This is a genomic window from Paraburkholderia sp. CNPSo 3281 (genome assembly GCF_024206515.1).
GTDB lineage: Bacteria > Pseudomonadota > Gammaproteobacteria > Burkholderiales > Burkholderiaceae > Paraburkholderia > Paraburkholderia nodosa.
Genome location: NZ_JAMBPS010000003.1, coordinates 102,792 through 122,233 on the forward strand (window position 1 = coordinate 102,792; position 19,442 = coordinate 122,233).

Below are 19,442 nucleotides of genomic sequence, written 5' to 3' on the forward strand. Positions count from 1 at the left end.
CTTTAACGTGCCCTGAGCAGCTGGCTCGACCTGGACCACCACCGTACTTCATCCGCCAGACGCAAAAAAGCCACGGTCTCGACCGTGGCTTTTCCAGCTGATACGGACTGCTGCGTAATTTCCTGAATCAGCGCATCGCTGCCTTCATCGCGTCTTCTGTCAACCAAAATGACTCCGCCAGATCCTGCTCGTTGAGATTGAGCCCGTCTCCACCTCGATCGACGACGATGAAATCGCTCACCTCGCCCAACGCGATCAGCGGATGATGCCAAACGCCCTTCGCATAATTCACGCCCTGCCAGCCGCGCGAAACGAAAGCACGAATCTGCGTGACGTCCAGCTCGCCCGCCGGCGCGACCACCACCAGATACGGCTTGTCGTTGAGCGGCACGAACGCCTGGCTGCCCAGCGGATGCCGTTCGAGCATCTTCACTTCGAACGGCAACTCGCGCGGCTGCCCGCGAAAAAGATTCACGAGCGTGCGGCCGCCTTCGTCGGTCACATCCACGTTCGCGAGATCGTGAAAGCGGATGGTCGTGCCCAGATTGATCGGAATCTGCTTCGCGCCCGCGAGCTCGATCACATCGCCGAAGGGTGCGAACGCCTCGGGCGTGAGCAGCTCGATGGTCAGCGTCGTCCTTGTTTCACTCATGATGGCCTCGTCAGCGTATCAGGCGAGCGTGCCCCAGAGGCGTACACGCGAAACGCCGCCGTCCGGGATGATGTTGAAGCGCACATGCGTAACCGGGCCGAGCGCCGCGAGCTCGCTTTCGTAGTAGTGCTGCTTGTCCATCTGCAGCTTCTGCTCGCCAAGCAGCACCGGCCAGAACATGGCCTGGGTCACGAGCGAACTGTCCGTGCCGCCCACCACGCGCGCGGCCTGGAACGAGCAGCTGTCGGGGTAGTTGCCCTTGAAGTGCGCCGTATCGACTTCGATCTTCTTGATGATGCCCGGCTGCGCGAGCGCGATGATCGCCCAGTCGTTGCCCGGTTCCCGGCGGCGGCGCGTTTCCCAGCCGTCGCCCATGTTCACACCGCGGCCCGGCATGAGCAGCGTGGAGGCCATGCCAAAGTGCTGGTTGTTCGCGCCAACGAGGTACGCGCCGTTTTCCATCGCGGCCAGGTCGAACAGTTCGGTGCGGCTCGCGCCCGCCCAGTCCACCTGCGGCTGGCCGTACACGCGCAGACGCGCGATGCCGCCATCGGGATAGATATTTACGCGCAGGTGCGTGTACGGCTTGTCGCTGGACACTTCCACGTAATGGTGGCTATTGCCGTTCAACGACGTCGAGGGAACGATCTCCGTCCATTGTGTCGCGGCAGTGGGTGCGCCATCGGGCACATACGCGCCCTCCACCGACGCCGCCGGCGGGTAGTTGCCCGTGAAGTGGCTCGTGTCGATATCGAGGCCCTTGATGACGCCGGGGCGCGCGAGCTTCACGATGCACCAGTCGTAGCCGGTCGTGCGCTTGCGGCGCGTTTCCCAGCCGTCCATCCACTTGCCGTGTTCGTCGTACTTGCCCGGAATAAAGACGGCCGGCTCCGGATTGAGCATGCGATCCTTCGGTGCGAAGAAGTCGTCGCTCGCCTCGAGCGCCTGCGCGCCCAGGCGCGGGTCCGCGAGATTCACGAAGCGGCGCGTGAAATCGGGGGCGTTGGGGTCGAGAGTCGGGAGTGCCATCGTTGTCTTCCTTCGTGTCTTTTCTGTAGATCAAAACGGCGCTGCGCCCCCTCGCGAAAAGCCGGCGGGCGCATCGCCACGTTACGCGTCGATCAGCTCGTCCAGCCTGAAGCGCGCAATGCGGTAAATCTGGTCGAGGCTCGCGCGCAATTCATCGGCGCGGCTGTTGTTCACGCGCGCCTCGAAGTTGGCCATGATGCCGCGGCGGTCATAGCCGCGCACCGCGAGAATGAATGGGAATCCGAACTTCTCGCGATACGCGCCATTGAGCGCGAGCAGCTTGTCGAACTCTTCCTGCGTGCACTGGTTCAGACCCGCGCCGCTTTGCTCGCGCGTGGATTCGGCGGTCAGCTCGCCGCGCACGGCGGCCTTGCCCGCAAGCTCCGGGTGGGCGTTGATGAGCGCAAGCTGCTGCACCTCGCCCGAGGTTTCCACGGCCTGCGACATGGTGCGATGCAGCGCGTCGATGCTCGCAAACGGGCGCTGCTGCGCGGCCGCAGCGGCGACCCAGGGCGAGTGCTCGAAGATGCCTGAAAGCGCCGCCACGAAGGCGTCGACCGAGGCTTGATTCAGCTGTTCGAGGGTGTAGTGCATTGCCTTCATGCGGCGGCCCCGCGGTGGTCGTTCTGCTGCGGTTGGTAGGGATGATGCTCGCGCCAGTGCCGCGCGATGTCCACGCGGCGCGTGACCCACACGTGCTCGTGCTTTTCGATGTGATCGAGAAAGCGCTGCAGCGCGCGAAAACGCCCAGGACGCCCGAGCAGCCGGCAGTGCATGCCGATCGAGAGCATCTTCGGCGCTTCGTCGCCTTCCTCGTAGAGCACGTCGAATGCGTCGCGCAAATAGGTGAAGCAGTGATCCGCCGTGTTGAAGCCCTGGGGCGAAGCGAAGCGCATGTCGTTCGTGTCGAGCGTGTAAGGCACGATCAGTTGCGGCGCCGACTTGCCGCCTGTGACCTCGACGTCCATCCAGAACGGCAGGTCGTCGCCGTAGTAATCGGAGTCGTAGAGGAAGCCGCCATACTCGGCCACGAGGCGATGCGTGTTCGGGCTGTCGCGTCCTGTGTACCAGCCGAGCGGGCGCACGCCCGTCACGCGCTCGATCGCTTCCATGCCGAGTTTCATATGCTCGGCCTCTTTGGCGGGCGAGACGTCCTGGTAGTGAATCCAGCGATACCCATGGCACGCGATCTCGTGGCCCAGCTCGACGAACGCACGCGCGACTTCGGGATGACGCTCGATCGCCATGCCCACACCGAACACGGTGAGCGGCAGGCCACGCTTTTCGAATTCGCGCAGGATGCGCCACACGCCCGCGCGCGAGCCATATTCGTAGATCGACTCCATGCTCATATGGCGCGCGGGATACGCCGCGGCACCCACGATTTCGGAGAGGAACTGCTCGGAGCCGGGGTCGCCGTGCAGCACGCAGTTTTCGCCGCCCTCTTCGTAGTTGAGCACGAACTGCACCGCGACGCGCGCCTGGCCGGGCCAGTTGGCCTGCACCGGATACCGGCCATAACCGATCAGATCGCGGGGATATTGGGGATCGAGTGGCATGCTGGTCGAATCAATCGAATAGAGAGGATGAAACGAAATATCCGCGTAACGGCGAGGCGCCGTGAAGCGGCCGCCGGCGCTGCTTTGCAGGCCCGACGGACGGTCCGCGCAACCTGCTTACAGGACCGGACCAGTGTAGCGAAATCACCCGTACGCGCCCATACGCACGCTCAGATAGTACGGGTCAAGCGAGGTGTATGTGGCCGCCCGACCTGGCGTCAGCCGGGCGGCCATCTCCGCTTGCACGCGTTGCGCGTTTACCCGTAGCGCAGCGGCCGCACAGGCGGCGGCGTTTCCGTGACCGGGGTTGGATTTACCGGGCTGAATCGCGCGAATTCGCCCTCGTAACGCTTGGCGAGCGGCCGTGCGAAGTCGCCGCGCTTGGCGGTCGTGAGGCGCAGCGCGACGAGCGCCTCCACCCACTTCACTGCGGCCGTCACGCCGTCGACCACCGGCACGCCGAGTGCGTCCTCCACCTGGGCGCACAAACTCGTCATACCCGCGCAACCGAGCACGATCGCGTCCGCGCCATCTTCTTCGAGCGCGCGGCGGCACTCGTCGACGATCGCGCGGCGCGCGGCCGATCCCGGTTCATCGAGTTCTAGCACGGCCACGTCGATCGCGCGCACGTTGCGGCAAAAACGCGTCATGCCATAGCGCTCGGCAAGGTGCCAGGCCATGGCGCGTGTGCGCGAGAGCGTCGTCACGACGGAGAAGCCCGGCGCAAGCACGCTCGCCGCATGCATCGCGGCTTCCGCGATGCCCACGACGGGCCCGCGCGCCAACTCGCGCGCCGCGTAAAGGCCCGGGTCGCCAAAGCACGCGATCACGTAGCCGTCGAAGCCTTCGCGCTCGCCCGCCTCCACTTCGGTGAGCAGACCGGGCGTGGCGAGCGCCTCGTCGTAATAGCCTTCGATCGACGGCGGGCCCATCGTCGGGCTCACCGCCACCACCTCCGTGCCCGGTGCGATCACGTCGCGAGCGCACTGCTCCATTGCGGCGGTCATACGCTGCGTGGTGTTCGGATTGATTAATTTGATGCGCATTTCGGTTCCTTCGTCGATGCCTGGCTTTGCGTGAAGCTCATGCGTTTGCGCGAGCGCGTTCGCCCATCGTGAGCGCGCGATAGAACAACGCGCTGAGCGCGGCGCCAATGAACCACGAGAAGTTCGCCGCGCCACCGAGCGAAGGCACCATCACGCAGAGAATCGCGATAACCGCGGCGGGCAGCAAAGCCGACACCGCACGCCAGTTCACGCCGTTGCGATACCAGTACGCCCCCTGCGGCGACACCGAGTAGAGATCGTCCACGGCAAGACGCCCGCGCTTCACGAGATAAAAGTCCACGATCAGGACACCATACAAAGGCCCGATGAAGGCGCCAAGGACGTCGAGCGTGTAGTGAATCACGGCGGGATTGTTGAAGAGATTCCACGGCGTGATGAAGATCGAGGCCACGGCGGCGAGCATGCCGCCCGCACGCCAGCTAATGAGCCGCGGCGCGACGTTGGAAAAATCGAACGCCGGCGAAACGAAGTTCGCGACGATGTTGATGCCGATGGTCGCAATCGTGAACGTGAGCGCGCCGAGAATCACAGCGGTCGGATGATCGATGCGGCTGACCGTTTCGACGGGGTCGGTAATCAGTTCTCCGAACAGAGGGAGGGTAGCCGACGTCGTGATGACAGTGACGAGCGAGAATGCGAGAAAGTTGACCGGCAGTCCCCAGAAGTTGCCCTTATGAACGCTCTTGAGCGACTTGCCATAGCGCGAAAAGTCACCGAAATTGAGCATCGGCCCCGAGAAATACGACACCACGAGCGAGATCGCCGTGATCATCACGGGAATCACTTCGGTACCGTGATACTTCACCTGGCCAAGATTCAGACCGATGTTGTGCCAGCCCGCGCGATACACCATGTAGCCCGCGAGCGCGAACATCACGACATAAACCGCCGGCCCCGCGAAGTCGATGAACTTCTTGATGGTCTCCATGCCGTTCCAGAACACGAACGCCTGCAGCACCCAGAGCGTCATGAAGCCGGCCCAGCCGATCGCGGAAAGCCCGAGCATGCCGTGCTTGTGTACATCGGCATAAGGCATGAGTTGCGGAACGAACTTGAGCACGACGATCACGAGCGCGCTCGAAGCGAGATAGGTCTGGATGCCGTACCACGCCACGGCGATGAGGCCGCGGATCACGGCGGGAATGTTGGCGCCGAGCACGCCGAAGGTGCCGCGGCACGCCACCGGGTACGGTACGCCGTGACGCTGGCTCGGCCGCGCGATCAGGTTGCAGAGCACATTGACGATGGAGATGCCGACGATCAGCGCGACGAGCACTTGCCAGCTCGTGAGGCCGAGCGCGAAGAGGCTCCCCGCGAACACATAGCCGCCGACGCTATGCACGTCGGACATCCAGAACGCGAAGATGTTGTACGCGCCCCAGGTCTGCTCCTTGAGCGGTGCGAGGTCGTGGTTGTAGAGCCGCTCGCTGTAGCCGGCCGGCAAGCGCAGATTATCTGCGGACTCGCTGCTTTCGCCGGATTCGAAGTTGGGCACTGCCGGACTGCCAGGTGACGCGCTGAACTGAGCCATGATCCGCTCCTTGGATGGGATATGCCGACGGAAAAAAGACGCCTGAACGCCTCGAAACGCGTGCGGACCGCCGCTGGACGCGGCCGCCGCGATATCCCCGAATGGTCTGGCCTTCGCGGGCACTGCGCCGGTCGCCGCTTGCGGGCGCCCTGTAACGCTGTGCTTGTTCGAGCCGTACGCATGCCCTGCATGCGCCCCACTCCATCCTTTTCAGCCGCGGCGGCCACCGTTCGTTGTGGGCCACCGCGCTTTACTGCAATCCTTTACTTCAATCCGTTCCAGTGCCGCGCCAGAAGCGCATCAGCGTGCAAGCGAGGTCGCCTCACGAGCGCTGAATACTTCCTGCAAGTCGACCGAAGCGCCAGCCGGCCGGTCGAGCATCCTGAGCTCGACACCCTGCAAATGGCGCACCATGAGGTCGACGGCCTCTTGCTCGTCGCCGGCCTCGAGCGCCGCGAGAATCGCCTCGTGATCGTCGAACGAACACGGACTGCGTCCCGGCGATTCGTAGAGCGCTGAAATCAGCGTCGAGCGCGCCACGAGCCCGCCCAGGCAATCGCACAGCACTGTATTGCCGGTGAGCGTGGCCAGCGACGTGTGAAACTCGCCCGAAAGGCGGATCCACGTCGGAAAGTCGCGCCCCTCAAAGGCCTTGCGCTCGCGCCTGATTGTCTCGCCGATGGTCTTCAGCCGACGGCTGCTGTGCTGCGCGCTGCAGATGCGCCCCACCACTGCCAACTCGATGATCCGCCGCATCTCAAACACCTCGTGCACTTCCTGGAGCGACGGGCTTGCGACGAACGCGCCACGATTGGGCTCCAGATCCACGAGATGGTCCTTCGCGAGCAGCGCGAGCGCCTGGCGGATCGGGCCACGCTTCACGCCGAATACTTCGCACAACTGCGCTTCAGTCAACTTCGCGCCGGGCGGCAGCCGGTGCTCGAGAATCGCGGCGCGGATTCGCGCGGCGATTGCCTCGGGCTTCATGCCGATTGCTTCGGCGTCGATATCGGTCTTTCGCATGGCTCGGGTCTCTATGTTGGGTATCCTAGGTTGGACATAAATATTGTCAACAATTTTGTGGGCGAACCTGGGGAAGATCCCCACCTGCGCGTCGGCTGCCACATGCCTCTTATCGGTGAAACGCGCTTTATTTCGGGGAATTCAGCACCTGCATGGTGATTCGTCGCCCCAAACCGGTCACATTTTTTGTCAACAATTTAGAGAAGAAGCGTTGACGTGAACATTGTCTGATGCCGTCCGGTATTGGCTGTTAGTTGCATAAGACTTCATGAAAAAAGCGCCCGGAAGCGCTTCTGTGCCAGTGCGAAATCAACCCAGATGCGGATACCCGCTCACGGTCAGCTCGAAACCATGTGGGGTGGTGGTCAGCTGCGCCGGCGCGCCCATCGGCAGCGTGACCATATCCGGAATATGGCCGAACGGCAGGCCCGTCACCACCGGAATGCCGACCACGGCACGCACCTGCTCCACCATTTCGCGCAGATCGTAGCCGTTGTCGTAATCGAACTGCTTGTGGCCGATGAAGTCGCCCAGCACCAGGGCTTGCTGGCGAGCAAGAATGCCGGTTAGATGCAGCTGATAAATCATGCGCTCGATGCGGAACGGCTGCTCGTTCACGTCTTCGACGAACAGGATGCCGCCCTCGACCGGCGGCAGATAAGGCGTGCCGATCAACGAAGTCAGCACGGCCAGATTGCCGCCCCAGAGCGTGCCCGAAACATTCGTCGACTGGGCCTGCGGCGCATTCACCTTGAGCGTGTATTTCGGTTTCGAGAGCGCATCCCAGAAGTGATGCATCGTGAAGCTGCTGAGGCTTTCGGCGCCGAAGTCGCTGCAGAGCATCGGACCGCCGAATGTCGTGAGCCCGGCGCGCGCGAGCAGCGCAAGCTGAATGGCGGTGAAATCGCTATGCCCCACGAACGCAATGGGCTGATCCGTCAAACGCCGTTGCAGTCCGTCGTAATCGAGGCCGTGCAGGATGCGCACCGCGCCGTAGCCCCCGCGCACCGCGAGTACGATGTCCGGCAACTCGCGCGACGGGTCGGCGAGGCGATTCAGTTCGGCCGCGCGCTGGCCATCCGTGCCGGCAAAGCGCTGATAGCGCCGCTCGGTCGCCTGCACGCCGTCGACGTGATGGCCTTGCGCCCGCAACCGCGCAAGCGCGCGGTGCACCGCTTCCTGGTCATGCGGATAGCCGGACGGTGCGATCAGTTCGATGGTGCGATGAATGGTCATGTCGAATTCGATTCAACCGTGAGATTCAACCCGCGGGTTCGGCCGGACCGGCGCCGCCAGTCCCTTCCCGCGCTTGCTCAGCCTGTTCCCGAGCCGGGCGACGCGCTTCCCGGCTCGCACGCCGGCGATCGGCGAAGAACGCGCGCAGCGCCTCGCCGCACTCGTGGGCCAGCACGCCACCGGACACGCTCGTGTGATGATTCAGTTGCTCGTTGGCGAAGGCGTCGACCACGCTGCCGCACGCGCCGGTTTTCGGGTCATGCGCGCCGAACACCACACGTGCGATGCGCGCGTGCATGATCGCGCCGGCGCACATCAGGCACGGTTCAAGGGTCACATAGAGTTCGCAGCCGGGCAAGCGGTAGTTTCCCAGCGCGTGCGCGCCCGCGCGCAAGGCCGCCATTTCGGCGTGCGCGGAGGGATCGTGCGCGCCGATCGGGTGATTGAAGCCCGAGGCGATCACTTCGTCACCGCGCACGAGCACCGCGCCCACGGGCACTTCACCGGCGGCGCGCGCCTCTTCGGCGGCGGCCTGCGCGAGGCGCATGAAATGCCGGTCGCGCTCGGAGACGGGATCGGGTTGGACGTCGGATTGAGGCGCGGCCGCGGACGCCGTCATGAGGGGATCGGCGGGAACCGATCTGGCAGGCAAACCGGCAGCCGGGTGCGCCTCTTCGTGTTCGCCGCCGGGGGCGTCTGGCTGGACGGGACTGCCCGTCACGCGGCCCCCGCCGGGAGCCCCGGGCGGCCGGGCTCGCCCGCTGCGCGTTCGGACAAACGCTCCGCGATGCGGCGGCGATATTCGTGCGGCACGACCATCGGTCCGCCGCGCAAGGATTCGAGCGCCATGTCGAGCGCCAGCATGCGCGCGCGCAGACGGCATTGCGCGGCCTTGTCGCCCACCGTGGCGAGCGCTTCATCGAGGTCGCGCAAGGCCCGCAGCTGTTCGACTGCGGGCGGCACGAAGCCCGCGTTCTTCAGGATGCGGTGGGCTATGCGCACTTCTTCGGGCACGAGCAGGTCGTCGTCGAGCGTCTGCGGCGCACCAGCGCCGGGCAGGTCGTCGAAGTCGCCGCGCGCGGCCGCGGCGGCAATCCGTTGTTCGACGAGGGCATCAAGCAATTTCATCAGCAATCCACTACGTTGCGGCTCACGCATTCTATCAGGGTAAGACCTGGAAGACCGTGCACGGCTGGCATGTGTGCCATCTACCCCCTGCCGCTTGACAGACTGGCGGTTTATGCGGAATGAATCGGCATGAACGGCGAATCCTGCAATCGTCAGATGGCAGGCGGCGTTGCCGGTGGATGCGGCACCGGAGCGCGGTTCTGGGGCTGGATGCGAAAGCGCCGCTGGTGTGTCCGGCTCATACCGGCACACCAGCGGCGCTAGAAGGATATCGGGGCACTCAGCCCTGCCCTTCCCTTAGTCCTTCATTACCTTGCCGACCGCGTCGACCACCACGCTCACGTTTTTCTCGTTCAGGCCTGCCACACACATGCGGCCCGAGCGCAGGACATACACGCCGAATTCCTCTTTCAGGCGCTCGACCTGCTTCTCGCTCAAGCCCGTGTACGTGAACATGCCGCGCTGCTTTACGTAGCGAGCGAGCGCCGCTTCGCTCGCGTGGGCGCTCAGGCCGTCGTGAATTGCCCGGCGCATGCGCGCAATGCGCTCGCCCATCGCCGTCAGCTCCTGCTCCCACGACGCCTTCAGTTCCAGCGTGCTCAAGACACGAGTGACGATCTTCGCGCCGTGAGTCGGCGGATTGCTGTAGTTCGCGCGCACCGAGCCCGTGAGCTGGCCGAGCACACGGTCGGCGGCCGCCGCATCTTCGCAGATCACGTGCAGGCCGCCGCAGCGTTCGCCGTAGAGCGAGAAGTTCTTCGAGAACGAATTCGCCACGAGCGCCGGCACGCCACGGCGCGCAAGCTCGCGCACCGCGAACGCGTCATCCTCGAGGCCCGCGCCGAAGCCCTGATACGCCATATCGACGAACGGCAGCAGGTCGCGCTTTTGCAGCACATCGATCAGTTGCTCCCATTGCGCACGATCCAGATCGACGCCCGTCGGGTTATGGCAGCACGCGTGCAGCAGCACGACGCTCTTCGCCGGCAGCGCGTCGATGGCCGAGAGCATCGCGTCGAACTTCAGGCCGCCCGTCACCTCGTCGTAGTACGGGTACGTGTTCACCGTGAAGCCCGCGCGCTCGAAGATGAAACGATGGTTCTCCCACGTCGGATCGCTCACCCACACCTGGCTGGTCGCAAAGTAGCGCTTGATAAAATCGGCGCCCACCTTGAGCGCGCCCGAGCCGCCCAGCGTCTGCACGGTCGCGATGCGGCCGGCCGCGCGCGACGGGCAGTCAGCGCCGAACACCAGCGCCTGCACGGCGTCGCGGTACTGCGCGAAACCGGCCATCGGCAGATACGGCTTCGGACCCGGCTCCTCGAGAATCGCCGCCTCGGCCGCGTGTACGGCCTTCATGACGGGCAGACGGCCTTCGTCGTCGAAGTAGATGCCAATGCTCAGATTGACCTTGTTCTGACGCGGGTCCTTCTGGAAGTTCTCGTTGAGCGAGAGGATCGGGTCGCCGGGGTAGGCATCGATGTGTTCGAACATGCTGTTTAACTCTCTGGACGAAATTCGGGACGAATATCAGCGCTTACGGAGCCGGCACGCCGCGTTGCAGCGCCGGCGCCGACTTGCGGCACCACAGGCGGTAGGCGAGCCCAAGCACGCCCAGCCAGACCGGAATCAGGTACACGGAAATGCGCAGATCCGGAATCAGATACATTACAACGAGAATGCCGCCGAGGAACGCGAGACACACGTAATTCGTCAGCGGATAGCCGAGGCTGCGGAACGTGGTCGTCTGACCCGCGCGCGCCTTCTCGCCGCGGAACTTCAGGTGAATCAGGCTGATCATCGCCCAGTTGATGATGAGCGCGGACACGACGAGCCCCATCAGCAGTTCGAACGCCTTGCCCGGCATGAAGTAGTTGATGATCACGCAGGCGGCCGTGACGAACGCCGACACGCCGAGCGCCGCCAGCGGAATGCCACGCCGGCTCACCTTGAGCAGCGCCTTCGGTGCATTGCCCTGCTGCGCAAGGCCGTAGAGCATGCGGCTGTTGCAGTACACGCCGCTGTTGTAGACCGAGAGCGCCGCCGTCAGCACGACGAGATTAAGCACGTTGGCCACGAGGTCGCTGTTCATCGCGTGGAAGATCAGCACGAAGGGGCTGCCGCCGGCCACGACCTTCTGCCACGGGTAGAGCGAGAGCAGCACGCCGAGCGCGCCGATGTAGAAGATCAGGATGCGGTAGATCACCTGATTCGTCGCGCGCGGAATGCTATGCGAGGGATCATCGGCCTCTGCCGCGGTGATACCGACCAGCTCCAGCCCACCGAACGAGAACATCACGACCGCCATGGCCATGACGAGACCCGAAACGCCGTGCGGGAAGAAGCCGCCATTGCGCCAGAGGTTCGACACGCTCGCCTCGGGACCGGCCGAGCCCGAAAACAGCAGCCAGCCGCCGAAGGCGATCATGCCGACGATGGCGAGCACCTTGATGATGGCGAACCAGAATTCGAGCTCGCCGTACGACTTCACACTCGTGAGGTTGATCGCGTTGATGACCACGAAGAACACGAGCGCCGAGACCCACGTGGGCAAAGTCGGCCACCAGTAGTGCATGTAGATGCCGACCGCCGAAAGCTCGGCCATGCTCACGAGGATGTAGAGCACCCAGTAGTTCCAGCCGGAGAGAAAGCCCGCGAACGGGCCGAAATACTTGTCGGCGAAATAGCTGAACGAACCGGCGACGGGCTCGTCCACGACCATCTCGCCCAGTTGCCGCATGATGAAGAACGCAATGATGCCGGCGATGCCGTAGCCGAGCAGCACCGAAGGGCCGGCGGTCTGAATCGTCTGCGCAATGCCGAGGAACAGGCCCGTGCCGATCGCCCCGCCCAGCGCAATGAGCTGGATGTGGCGATTCTTGAGGCCGCGTTTTAGCTGGCCGCGATTTTCACGCGTGTCGTTTGAAACCATGTCTCTTCCTGTCTCCGACTTATCTGCGCGGGGCCAAAGCACCCGGGTGGGACGCCGGCTCCGCTCCACGAAATAAAATTGCGCGCACACCGTTCTGCGCGGGCGCGCTGCCAGGCTTGCGGGTATTGGTCGCCAGCCTGATCGGGTGCGCCCAGTGTATAGTTGGCGCGGAAAAATATGATTTCATCTCGTACGCAGGCAAACCCTGATTGATACAATTCCCTCTCGCCTCAAACCCATCTCACGCAAGATAAATGCAGAATCTCGCGCTCGATACGATTGACATGCGGCTTCTCGCCGCACTGCAGGAGCACGGCCGCGCTTCGAACCTCGAACTCGCGGCCGCGATCAAGCTCTCGCCCGCGCAGACACTCAGGCGTCACCGGCGGCTCGAGGAGCTCGGCGTGATCCGGCGCTACGAGACACGCCTCGACGCGCAGGCGCTCGGCTTCGGCGTGGTCGCCTTCATTCAGGTGACGATGGAGCGCGGGCACATGCGCGAGCTCGTCAAGTTCAAGGAACTCGTCGCGACGTTGCCGCAGGTGCAGGAGTGCTACTCCGTGACTGGCGATATCGACTACGTTCTGAAGGTGGTGGCGCGCGATCTCAAAGCGCTTTCCGAGTTCCTGCTCGATACGCTGATGCGCGCCCCCGGCGTGAACAGTGTGCAGTCGATCGTCTGCCTCGATGAACTCAAGGGGACGAGCGCGATGCCGCTGGAAGCCTGAGACAAGCGCGCCAGGTCCGCCTGGCGGGGTTTTTCGGCGAAAATGCAATTTTATCTCATCGGCGGCCTGCTAGCGGCGCAGAAGGACCGGCTGATGAAATAGTCTTGCTAAAAGGCCCATCGTGCTCTAAAAAACATGCTAGTTAGCATGTCTACTGGCCACCCTGGACACTGCAACGGGCGGCTTCACAAGCGCGAGCGCGACAGTCCATGAGTCTTCTTGAGCTCAGAGGCGTTTCCAGGCACTTCGGCGCTATTCAGGCGCTGACCGACGTGACGTTGAGCCTGGAACCCGGCCAGGTGGTCGGACTGATGGGCGACAACGGGGCCGGAAAATCCACGCTGGTAAAGGTCATCGCCGGCAACTTCCCGCCCTCCCATGGCGAAGTTCTCATCGACGGCAAGCCCGTTCATTTCGGCAGACCCGTGGACGCCCGCGCCAAGGGCATCGAGGTCGTGTATCAGGACCTCGCGCTCTGCGACAACCTCACGGCGGCGGCCAACGTCTTTCTCGGGCGCGAGCCGCGCATCGGCATATGGCCCTTTCGCGTGCTCGATCACGCGGCCATGTACCGGCGTGCCGCCGAGCTTTTCAAGGAACTGAAGTCCGAAACGCGCCCGCGCGATCTCGTCCGCCAGATGTCGGGCGGCCAGCGGCAGGCCGTGGCGATTGCGCGCACGCGACTGTCCGAGGCGCGGCTCGTGCTCATGGACGAACCCACCGCCGCGATCAGCGTGCGCCAGGTAGTGCAGGTGCTCGACCTCATCAAACGCCTGTCCGAACACGGCATTGCCGTCATTCTCATCAGTCACCGCATGCCTGACGTTTTCGAAGTCGCCCACCGCGTGGTCGTCATGCGGCGCGGGCGCATGGTGGCGGACAAGCAGATCGAAGCCTCTTCGCCGGAGGAAGTCACCGGCCTGATCACCGGAGCCATCGCCGCCGCCTGAAGATGCCCGCGCGCGATTGCGTTGCATGAGGCCGCACTAAGCGCTGAAGCGCCAAGTGCTGCTGACAGCTTTGCATGGGGCAGCACTAAGCGCTGAAGCGCCAAGTGCTGCCGACAGGAGACCCGAAATTGAACGATGCGCCGCAAAGGCCAAACCCGATGCCGACTTTGCTTGACGACCCCCAATCCGCGAAGACCCACACGCGCTGGAGCGGACTGCTCGCGAGCCAGGTGTTCTGGGTGGTGCTGGCGACGCTCGCCGCCTGCGTCCTGCTCTCGTTCGTTACCTCGACGTTCGCCACGCCGCAAAACCTCTTCAACGTCACGCGCAACTTCGCCTTCGTCGCCATTGTCGCGCTGGGGATGATGGCCATCATCGTCACGGGCGGGATCGACATTTCGGTCGGCTCGACGATTGGCCTGAGCGGCATCGTGCTTTCCGTCACGATGAACGCGGGCTACCCGATCTGGGCCGGCATCGGCCTCGGGCTGCTCACTGCGGGGCTGGTCGGCCTCATGAACGGCCTGCTCATCGCATATCTCAACATGCAGCCGTTCGTCGTGACGCTCGGCATGCTGAGCGTAGGCCGCAGCCTCGCGCTCGTGATCTCCGGAAGCCGGACCATCTTCGAATTCGGACCCGACGGGCACAAGCTCCTCGTGCTCGGCGGCGGCAAAACGCTCGGCGTGGCCAATCCCGTGTGGTTTCTGATTGTCCTCGGCGTGCTGTTCTGGTTCGCCTTCGCCTTCACGCGTTGGGGCCGCTATGTCTTCGCGGTCGGCGGCAACCGTCATGCGGCAAATCTCACGGGCGTGCCGGTGCGGCGCGTGATCTGCTCGGTGTATGTGCTGGGCGGCCTGATGGCAGGCGTCGCGGCCATTCTCGAAGTGGGCTGGCTCGGCGCGGTGACCACCGGCCTCGGCACCGGCGACGAACTCCGCGTGATCGCCGCCACGGTGATCGGCGGCACCAATCTCGCGGGCGGCGTGGGCAGCGCGTTCGGCACGATCGTCGGCGCCGCGCTCATCGAGGTGATCCGCAACAGCCTGATCCTGCTCGGCGTGGACTCGTTCTGGCAGGGCACGGTCGTGGGCGGCTTCATCATCATCGCCGTGCTGTTCAACCGGCTCGGCGGCGAGCGGCAAGAAGACTGAACGGATTTCAGGGAGGCGCGGCCGGACCGCACGCGGAACCGCCGGACGTGAGCCATCACAAGAAACGCGACTCGTTGCGCGAGGTTCCGCAGAAAGCCCAAGGCACGGGCGCGGGCTTTCCTTGCGATGACGAAAACTGTACGAGACACGCGCGCCGTACAACCGGCGCCGCACAGGAGGAAACCATGAAGAAAGCGTGGATGTATCTCGCTGCGATCGGGGGGCTCGCCATGCTGGCCTCTTCCGCCTACGCAGCCGACAAGACCCTCGCGCTGGTCGTGAAGGGCCTCGACAATCCGTACTTCGACCTCATGCACCAAGGCTGCGACCGGGCCAACAAGGAGCTCAGCAAACAGGGTTACAACTGCTACTACACCGGCCCCGCGACAGCCGCGGACGAAAGCGCCGAAGTGCAGATCGTCGACGACCTGCTGACCAAGGGCGTCGCGGCGATTGCGATTTCGCCGTCGAACGCGCCGGCCATTGCCGAAGTGATCCGCCGCCGCAACGCGAAGATCCCGATCATCACCGCGGACGCCGATCTGTTGCCGAAGGACCAGTCGTTGCGCAAGTCGTATGTGGGCACCGACAACTACGAGCTGGGCGCAAAGCTCGGCGAGCAGTTGAAGACGCTGATGCCCAAGGGCGGCAACATCTGCCTCGTGATGGGCAACCCCGCGGCCGAGAACATCAACCAGCGCGCCCAGGGCACGCGCGACGTGCTCTCGGGCAAGAAAGGCATCAAGAAGCTGGCGGGCGAAAACAACTGGCACGAGATCAGCGCCTGCCCGCTCTACGTGAACGACGACGCCGCGAAAGCGAACCAGATGATGCAGGACACGCTCACCGCGAACGCCAGCACGCTGCAGGCGTTCGTGTTCGAGGGCGGCTGGCCGCTCTTCGCACCCGAGGCGTATTCGCAGGTGGTCGCGCCGATCATGGACAAGATCAACAGCGGCCAGTTCGTGATCGTTTCAGCCGATACGCTCGGACCGGAACTGCAGGCCCTCAAGGACCACAAGGTCAATGCGCTGGTCGGGCAGCGGCCTGAGGAAATGGGCTATCAGGCAGCGATGGTGATGCGCGACCTGGCGGAAGGGAAAACGGTGAAACCCATCGTTCACACGGGCCTCGACGTATGCACCTGGAAGAACGCGGATACGTGCCTGAAGCATTGAGCGCATCATTCTGCGCAAGCCGGGCCTTGGATAGCCCGGCTTGCGATGCTTGCCTTACCGCGCACTTAGACCTTGTACGGCACGCGGATGCCCGGCTCGTCGGCCGGAAAGTCCTTCGTGTTGCGCGACACTAGCAGCAGCGACTGAACCTGAGCAGTCGCCCAGACGATCGCGTCGGGCAGGCGCACCTTCTTGGTCCTGCGGATCGTGACGGCGCGGTCTGCAATGCGGTGGTCGAGGTCGAGCACATCGAACGATGCCAGCCAGCCGCGAATCGCCGCCTCGTCGTCCGGCTGCGCGCCGACCATGACCTCCATCCACGTGATCGTGCTGATCGCGCGATATTCGTAACGCGCCAGTTCCTTTTTCGCCTGAAGCCTGCCGCTAAGGTAATCGATCAGGATATTGGTGTCGAATAGCGCTCTTACCATTCCGAACGCAACTCCCGCTGATAGTCGAGGCCGTCGACCTGCTTGCCCTTCCAGGCGCCGAATACGTCCTCGCCGGCCGCCGAGCGCTTGCGCTGCGCAATATAGGACTCGATCGCCTCGCGAATGATTGCCGCCCGCGACCGGTGCTCGGTCTGCACGAGCGCCGCCAGCTCTTCGACTTGTGCATCAGTCAGATCTATCAGAATCCGGCTCATCTTGAACTCCATATACGATATATATATCGTATATCAAAACGCGCCGACCGGCACGCACCAGAAGCAAAAAAACCCGCGCCGACACAATGTGCCGGACGCGGGTTTTTGCATCGCCAGCAGGCTAGCGGGAGAACCTCACTCCCACTCGATCGTCGCGGGCGGCTTGCCCGAGATGTCGTACACCACACGGTTGATGCCGCGCACTTCATTGATGATGCGGTTCGACACGTGGCCCAGCAGTTCGTGCGGCAGGTGCGCCCAGTGCGCCGTCATGAAGTCGAGCGTCTGCACCGCGCGCAGCGCAACGACATACTCGTAGGTGCGGCCATCGCCCATCACGCCCACGCTCTTCACCGGCAGGAACACGGCGAACGCCTGGCTCGTGAGCTCGTACCACGACTTGCCGGTTTCCTTGTCGATCGTGTTACGCAGCGTCTCGATGAAGATCGCATCGGCACGGCGCAGCAGATCCGCAAAATCGCGCTTCACTTCGCCGAGAATGCGCACGCCGAGGCCCGGGCCCGGGAACGGATGGCGATAGACCATTTCGTGCGGCAGGCCGAGCTTCACGCCCAGTTCGCGCACTTCGTCCTTGAAGAGTTCGCGCAGCGGCTCGAGCAGCTTGAGGTTGAGCGTTTCCGGCAGGCCGCCCACGTTGTGGTGGCTCTTGATCGTGTGCGCGGCCTTCTTGCCCTTGCCGGCCGACTCGATGACGTCCGGGTAGATCGTGCCTTGCGCGAGCCATTTGGCGTCGCTAAGCTTGCCCGCTTCCGTCTGGAACACTTCGACGAACTCCGCGCCGATGATCTTGCGCTTCGCTTCCGGATCGGTCACGCCCGCGAGCTTCGACATGAACGCTTCGCTCGCGTCGACGTGGATCACCTTCACGCCGAGGTTGTCGGCGAACATCGACATCACCTGCTCGGCTTCGTTCAGACGCAGCAGGCCGTGATCGACGAACACGCAGGTCAACTGGTCGCCAATCGCACGATGCAGCAGCGCCGCCGCGACCGACGAATCCACGCCGCCCGAGAGGCCGAGAATCACGTGCTCGTTGCCCACCTGCTTGCGGATCGTCTCGACGGCTTCGTCGATGTAGTGGCCCATCTCCCAGTCGGCCTTCGCGCCGCAGATGCCGAGCACGAAGCGCTCGAGCATCGCGCGGCCCTGCACCGTGTGCGTGACTTCCGGGTGCCATTGCAGGCCGTAGAAGTGGCGCGCTTCGTCGGCCATGGCCGCGATTGGGCACGATTCCGTCGATGCCATCAGCTGGAAGCCCGCCGGCATTTCCGTGACCTTGTCGCCGTGGCTCATCCACACCTTGAGCATGCCGTGGCCTTCGCTCGTGCGGAAGTCTTCGATGCCTTCGAGGAAGCTCGTGTGGTTGCGCGCGCGCACTTCGGCGTAGCCGAATTCGCGCAGGTGCCCGCCGTCCACCTTACCGCCGAGCTGCTCGGCCATCGTCTGCATGCCGTAGCAAATGCCGAGAACCGGCACGCCCAGTTCGAAAACGGCTTGCGGCGCGCGCGGCGTGTCGGTGTCGGTGACCGAATTCGGGCCGCCGGAGAGGATGATGCCCTTCGGCGCGAATTCGCGCACGAACGCGTCGTCCACATCGTACGGATGGATTTCCGAATAAACGTGGGCTTCGCGCACGCGGCGAGCGATGAGCTGGGTGACTTGCGAGCCGAAGTCGAGGATCAGGATTTTGTCGTGCATGGCTGCGGACGAGACCTAAAAAAGAACGGATACATAAAGCCGCGCGACAGTTCAAACGCGCGCAGCGTGAATTCATCAGGACCGGAGCCCCGCGCTACGGCGGCACCGGGTGGCGCAAGTTCGGGTGTGCTTCGGGCGCACTGCGTCTGCTGTTTCGGAGGCCGGGTTTGCGCGCGGCCTCAGCCACGCAGCGGCGGCCTCGGTGCGTCGGCCGCTTCGTCGCGAGCCGCCTGGCGCGCCTCTTGAGCTTGCGCCGGGCTGGCAGGCGGCGGCGTAACCGGCGACGGACGGGGCGTAACCGTCGGGACCGCCGCGGGCGTCACGGTCGGGACTTCGACCACGGGCTCGACCGGCGCTGCGGGCCGGTTCGGCTCACGCGCACCGCCCCACGCCGTTCGCGCAGGACCGGGCTTCGCGTACGTCACCGGCTCCTCGCGCCGCGCCTTGGCGGCCTTGCGAGCCTCGCGAGCTTCGCGCCGCTGCGCGGCGGCTGCGGCCGGCGTAGTTCTTTCGCGCTTGCGCACCAAACCCGCCAGCCGCGCACCGCCCAACCCCAGGACGATCAGCCAGACGCCCACCGCGCCAGCCACCAACTGGCCGAAGCCCGTGAGCTGCGGACTACGCACCCCGATCAGCCAGACCAGCATCAGCACGCCCGCAATCCAGTTGACGTGCCCCACGGTGCGGCCCACGGGCACCGTCATCTCCCCGTGGAAGGCCGCGCGCAGCGCGAGCCACGCGAAACCCAGCAGCACCACGCCGAAAGCCTGCCCAACGAGCGCCGGCTGCGTTTGCACCAGTTGCAACGCGTTGTAGACCAGGGTCCAGGGCGTGAGAACGAACAGCACGCCGAACCCCAGCAACGTCAACGCATCGACAATCAGCAGCACGCGCAGCAGCGGCTTCATCG

Annotated in this window: 19 protein-coding genes and 1 pseudogene; 4 read left to right on the top strand and 16 right to left on the bottom strand. The window is 64.2% G+C overall.

The genetic code is table 11. From position 1 onward, the window contains the following. Nucleotides 1–127 precede the first annotated feature (127 nt). From M3I56_RS04440 to M3I56_RS04495, 12 genes and pseudogenes are all read right to left on the bottom strand, one after another. Entirely contained in the window at nucleotides 128–652 is a 525-nt protein-coding gene (locus tag M3I56_RS04440) for an ureidoglycolate lyase (RefSeq protein ID WP_254352730.1), read from the bottom strand. A gap of 18 nt (nucleotides 653–670) precedes the next feature. Further along, nucleotides 671–1,681 (bottom strand): allantoicase, encoded by a 1,011-nt coding sequence (gene alc, locus M3I56_RS04445; protein WP_254352731.1) that lies wholly within the window; start codon nucleotides 1,679–1,681, stop codon nucleotides 671–673. An 81-nt stretch (nucleotides 1,682–1,762) separates the two neighbouring features. After that, nucleotides 1,763–2,284 carry a 2-oxo-4-hydroxy-4-carboxy-5-ureidoimidazoline decarboxylase gene (uraD, locus tag M3I56_RS04450; RefSeq protein WP_254352732.1) on the bottom strand — a complete coding sequence of 174 codons (522 nt, stop codon included), beginning with the start codon at nucleotides 2,282–2,284 and terminating at the stop codon, nucleotides 1,763–1,765. After that, the gene (gene puuE, locus M3I56_RS04455) at nucleotides 2,281–3,240 is read right to left on the bottom strand and encodes an allantoinase PuuE (RefSeq protein ID WP_254352733.1); all 960 of its coding nucleotides are present in this window, start codon (nucleotides 3,238–3,240) and stop codon (nucleotides 2,281–2,283) included. The genes uraD and puuE overlap by 4 nt, the downstream gene beginning before the upstream one ends. Before the next feature lie 144 nt (nucleotides 3,241–3,384). Then, nucleotides 3,385–4,286 (bottom strand): annotated as a pseudogene (locus tag M3I56_RS04460) (aspartate/glutamate racemase family protein). A gap of 37 nt (nucleotides 4,287–4,323) precedes the next feature. Beyond that, nucleotides 4,324–5,838: an NCS1 family nucleobase:cation symporter-1 gene (locus M3I56_RS04465; RefSeq protein ID WP_254352735.1), complete on the bottom strand. Its 1,515-nt coding sequence runs from the start codon at nucleotides 5,836–5,838 to the stop codon at nucleotides 4,324–4,326. Nucleotides 5,839–6,138: 300 nt separating this feature from the next. Continuing rightward, on the bottom strand, nucleotides 6,139–6,861 hold the full coding sequence (locus M3I56_RS04470) for a GntR family transcriptional regulator (protein ID WP_375541682.1): 723 nt from the start codon (nucleotides 6,859–6,861) through the stop codon (nucleotides 6,139–6,141). Between the two features lie 309 nt (nucleotides 6,862–7,170). After that, a complete protein-coding gene (ldcA, locus tag M3I56_RS04475) occupies nucleotides 7,171–8,097 on the bottom strand; it encodes a muramoyltetrapeptide carboxypeptidase (RefSeq protein ID WP_254352736.1) in 927 nt (308 codons plus the stop codon). Nucleotides 8,098–8,122: 25 nt separating this feature from the next. Continuing rightward, a complete protein-coding gene (tadA, locus tag M3I56_RS04480; protein WP_254352945.1) occupies nucleotides 8,123–8,716 on the bottom strand; it encodes a tRNA adenosine(34) deaminase TadA in 594 nt (197 codons plus the stop codon). A 98-nt stretch (nucleotides 8,717–8,814) separates the two neighbouring features. Then, complete coding sequence (locus M3I56_RS04485; RefSeq protein WP_254352737.1) at nucleotides 8,815–9,225, bottom strand: DnaJ family domain-containing protein; 411 nt, start codon at nucleotides 9,223–9,225, stop codon at nucleotides 8,815–8,817. A 297-nt stretch (nucleotides 9,226–9,522) separates the two neighbouring features. Then, on the bottom strand, nucleotides 9,523–10,719 hold the full coding sequence (locus M3I56_RS04490; RefSeq protein WP_254352738.1) for an amino acid aminotransferase: 1,197 nt from the start codon (nucleotides 10,717–10,719) through the stop codon (nucleotides 9,523–9,525). Between the two features lie 43 nt (nucleotides 10,720–10,762). After that, complete coding sequence (locus M3I56_RS04495) at nucleotides 10,763–12,157, bottom strand: amino acid permease (protein WP_254352739.1); 1,395 nt, start codon at nucleotides 12,155–12,157, stop codon at nucleotides 10,763–10,765. Between the two features lie 254 nt (nucleotides 12,158–12,411). Between M3I56_RS04495 and M3I56_RS04500 the strand changes: the two genes are divergently transcribed. The 4 genes from M3I56_RS04500 to M3I56_RS04515 all read left to right on the top strand — a co-directional run bounded on the left by M3I56_RS04500 (nucleotide 12,412) and on the right by M3I56_RS04515 (nucleotide 16,167). Beyond that, complete coding sequence (locus M3I56_RS04500) at nucleotides 12,412–12,885, top strand: Lrp/AsnC family transcriptional regulator (protein WP_133186690.1); 474 nt, start codon at nucleotides 12,412–12,414, stop codon at nucleotides 12,883–12,885. Between the two features lie 209 nt (nucleotides 12,886–13,094). After that, nucleotides 13,095–13,835: an ATP-binding cassette domain-containing protein gene (locus tag M3I56_RS04505; protein ID WP_254352740.1), complete on the top strand. Its 741-nt coding sequence runs from the start codon at nucleotides 13,095–13,097 to the stop codon at nucleotides 13,833–13,835. Nucleotides 13,836–13,993: 158 nt separating this feature from the next. Next, nucleotides 13,994–14,989 carry an ABC transporter permease gene (locus M3I56_RS04510; RefSeq protein WP_254352741.1) on the top strand — a complete coding sequence of 332 codons (996 nt, stop codon included), beginning with the start codon at nucleotides 13,994–13,996 and terminating at the stop codon, nucleotides 14,987–14,989. A gap of 185 nt (nucleotides 14,990–15,174) precedes the next feature. Then, nucleotides 15,175–16,167 carry a sugar-binding protein gene (locus tag M3I56_RS04515; protein ID WP_254352742.1) on the top strand — a complete coding sequence of 331 codons (993 nt, stop codon included), beginning with the start codon at nucleotides 15,175–15,177 and terminating at the stop codon, nucleotides 16,165–16,167. Between the two features lie 65 nt (nucleotides 16,168–16,232). Here M3I56_RS04515 and M3I56_RS04520 read toward each other — a convergent pair whose 3' ends face one another. The 4 genes from M3I56_RS04520 to M3I56_RS04535 form a co-directional block, all read right to left on the bottom strand. Further along, nucleotides 16,233–16,598, bottom strand: a complete 366-nt coding sequence (locus tag M3I56_RS04520; RefSeq protein ID WP_254352743.1) for a type II toxin-antitoxin system VapC family toxin — start codon at nucleotides 16,596–16,598, stop codon at nucleotides 16,233–16,235. Next, nucleotides 16,592–16,813 carry a ribbon-helix-helix protein, CopG family gene (locus M3I56_RS04525; RefSeq protein ID WP_254352946.1) on the bottom strand — a complete coding sequence of 74 codons (222 nt, stop codon included), beginning with the start codon at nucleotides 16,811–16,813 and terminating at the stop codon, nucleotides 16,592–16,594. The genes M3I56_RS04520 and M3I56_RS04525 overlap by 7 nt, the downstream gene beginning before the upstream one ends. A 135-nt stretch (nucleotides 16,814–16,948) precedes the next feature. Further along, the gene (gene guaA, locus M3I56_RS04530) at nucleotides 16,949–18,532 is read right to left on the bottom strand and encodes a glutamine-hydrolyzing GMP synthase (RefSeq protein WP_254352744.1); all 1,584 of its coding nucleotides are present in this window, start codon (nucleotides 18,530–18,532) and stop codon (nucleotides 16,949–16,951) included. A 179-nt stretch (nucleotides 18,533–18,711) separates the two neighbouring features. Beyond that, complete coding sequence (locus M3I56_RS04535; protein WP_254352745.1) at nucleotides 18,712–19,440, bottom strand: hypothetical protein; 729 nt, start codon at nucleotides 19,438–19,440, stop codon at nucleotides 18,712–18,714. Nucleotides 19,441–19,442: the final 2 nt, after the last annotated feature.

Excerpts from the sequence above, each read along its gene's own strand:
- M3I56_RS04440 (WP_254352730.1), bottom strand. The coding sequence starts at position 652 with ATGAGTGAAACAAGGACGACGCTGACCATCGAGCTGCTCACGCCCGAG.
- alc (WP_254352731.1), bottom strand. The coding sequence starts at position 1,681 with ATGGCACTCCCGACTCTCGACCCCAACGCCCCCGATTTCACGCGCCGC.
- uraD (WP_254352732.1), bottom strand. The coding sequence starts at position 2,284 with ATGAAGGCAATGCACTACACCCTCGAACAGCTGAATCAAGCCTCGGTC.
- puuE (WP_254352733.1), bottom strand. The coding sequence starts at position 3,240 with ATGCCACTCGATCCCCAATATCCCCGCGATCTGATCGGTTATGGCCGG.
- M3I56_RS04465 (WP_254352735.1), bottom strand. The coding sequence starts at position 5,838 with ATGGCTCAGTTCAGCGCGTCACCTGGCAGTCCGGCAGTGCCCAACTTC.
- M3I56_RS04470 (WP_375541682.1), bottom strand. The coding sequence starts at position 6,861 with ATGCGAAAGACCGATATCGACGCCGAAGCAATCGGCATGAAGCCCGAG.
- ldcA (WP_254352736.1), bottom strand. The coding sequence starts at position 8,097 with ATGACCATTCATCGCACCATCGAACTGATCGCACCGTCCGGCTATCCG.
- tadA (WP_254352945.1), bottom strand. The coding sequence starts at position 8,716 with ATGACGGCGTCCGCGGCCGCGCCTCAATCCGACGTCCAACCCGATCCC.
- M3I56_RS04485 (WP_254352737.1), bottom strand. The coding sequence starts at position 9,225 with ATGAAATTGCTTGATGCCCTCGTCGAACAACGGATTGCCGCCGCGGCC.
- M3I56_RS04490 (WP_254352738.1), bottom strand. The coding sequence starts at position 10,719 with ATGTTCGAACACATCGATGCCTACCCCGGCGACCCGATCCTCTCGCTC.
- M3I56_RS04495 (WP_254352739.1), bottom strand. The coding sequence starts at position 12,157 with ATGGTTTCAAACGACACGCGTGAAAATCGCGGCCAGCTAAAACGCGGC.
- M3I56_RS04500 (WP_133186690.1), top strand. The coding sequence starts at position 12,412 with ATGCAGAATCTCGCGCTCGATACGATTGACATGCGGCTTCTCGCCGCA.
- M3I56_RS04505 (WP_254352740.1), top strand. The coding sequence starts at position 13,095 with ATGAGTCTTCTTGAGCTCAGAGGCGTTTCCAGGCACTTCGGCGCTATT.
- M3I56_RS04510 (WP_254352741.1), top strand. The coding sequence starts at position 13,994 with ATGCCGACTTTGCTTGACGACCCCCAATCCGCGAAGACCCACACGCGC.
- M3I56_RS04515 (WP_254352742.1), top strand. The coding sequence starts at position 15,175 with ATGAAGAAAGCGTGGATGTATCTCGCTGCGATCGGGGGGCTCGCCATG.
- M3I56_RS04520 (WP_254352743.1), bottom strand. The coding sequence starts at position 16,598 with ATGGTAAGAGCGCTATTCGACACCAATATCCTGATCGATTACCTTAGC.
- M3I56_RS04525 (WP_254352946.1), bottom strand. The coding sequence starts at position 16,813 with ATGAGCCGGATTCTGATAGATCTGACTGATGCACAAGTCGAAGAGCTG.
- guaA (WP_254352744.1), bottom strand. The coding sequence starts at position 18,532 with ATGCACGACAAAATCCTGATCCTCGACTTCGGCTCGCAAGTCACCCAG.
- M3I56_RS04535 (WP_254352745.1), bottom strand. The coding sequence starts at position 19,440 with ATGAAGCCGCTGCTGCGCGTGCTGCTGATTGTCGATGCGTTGACGTTG.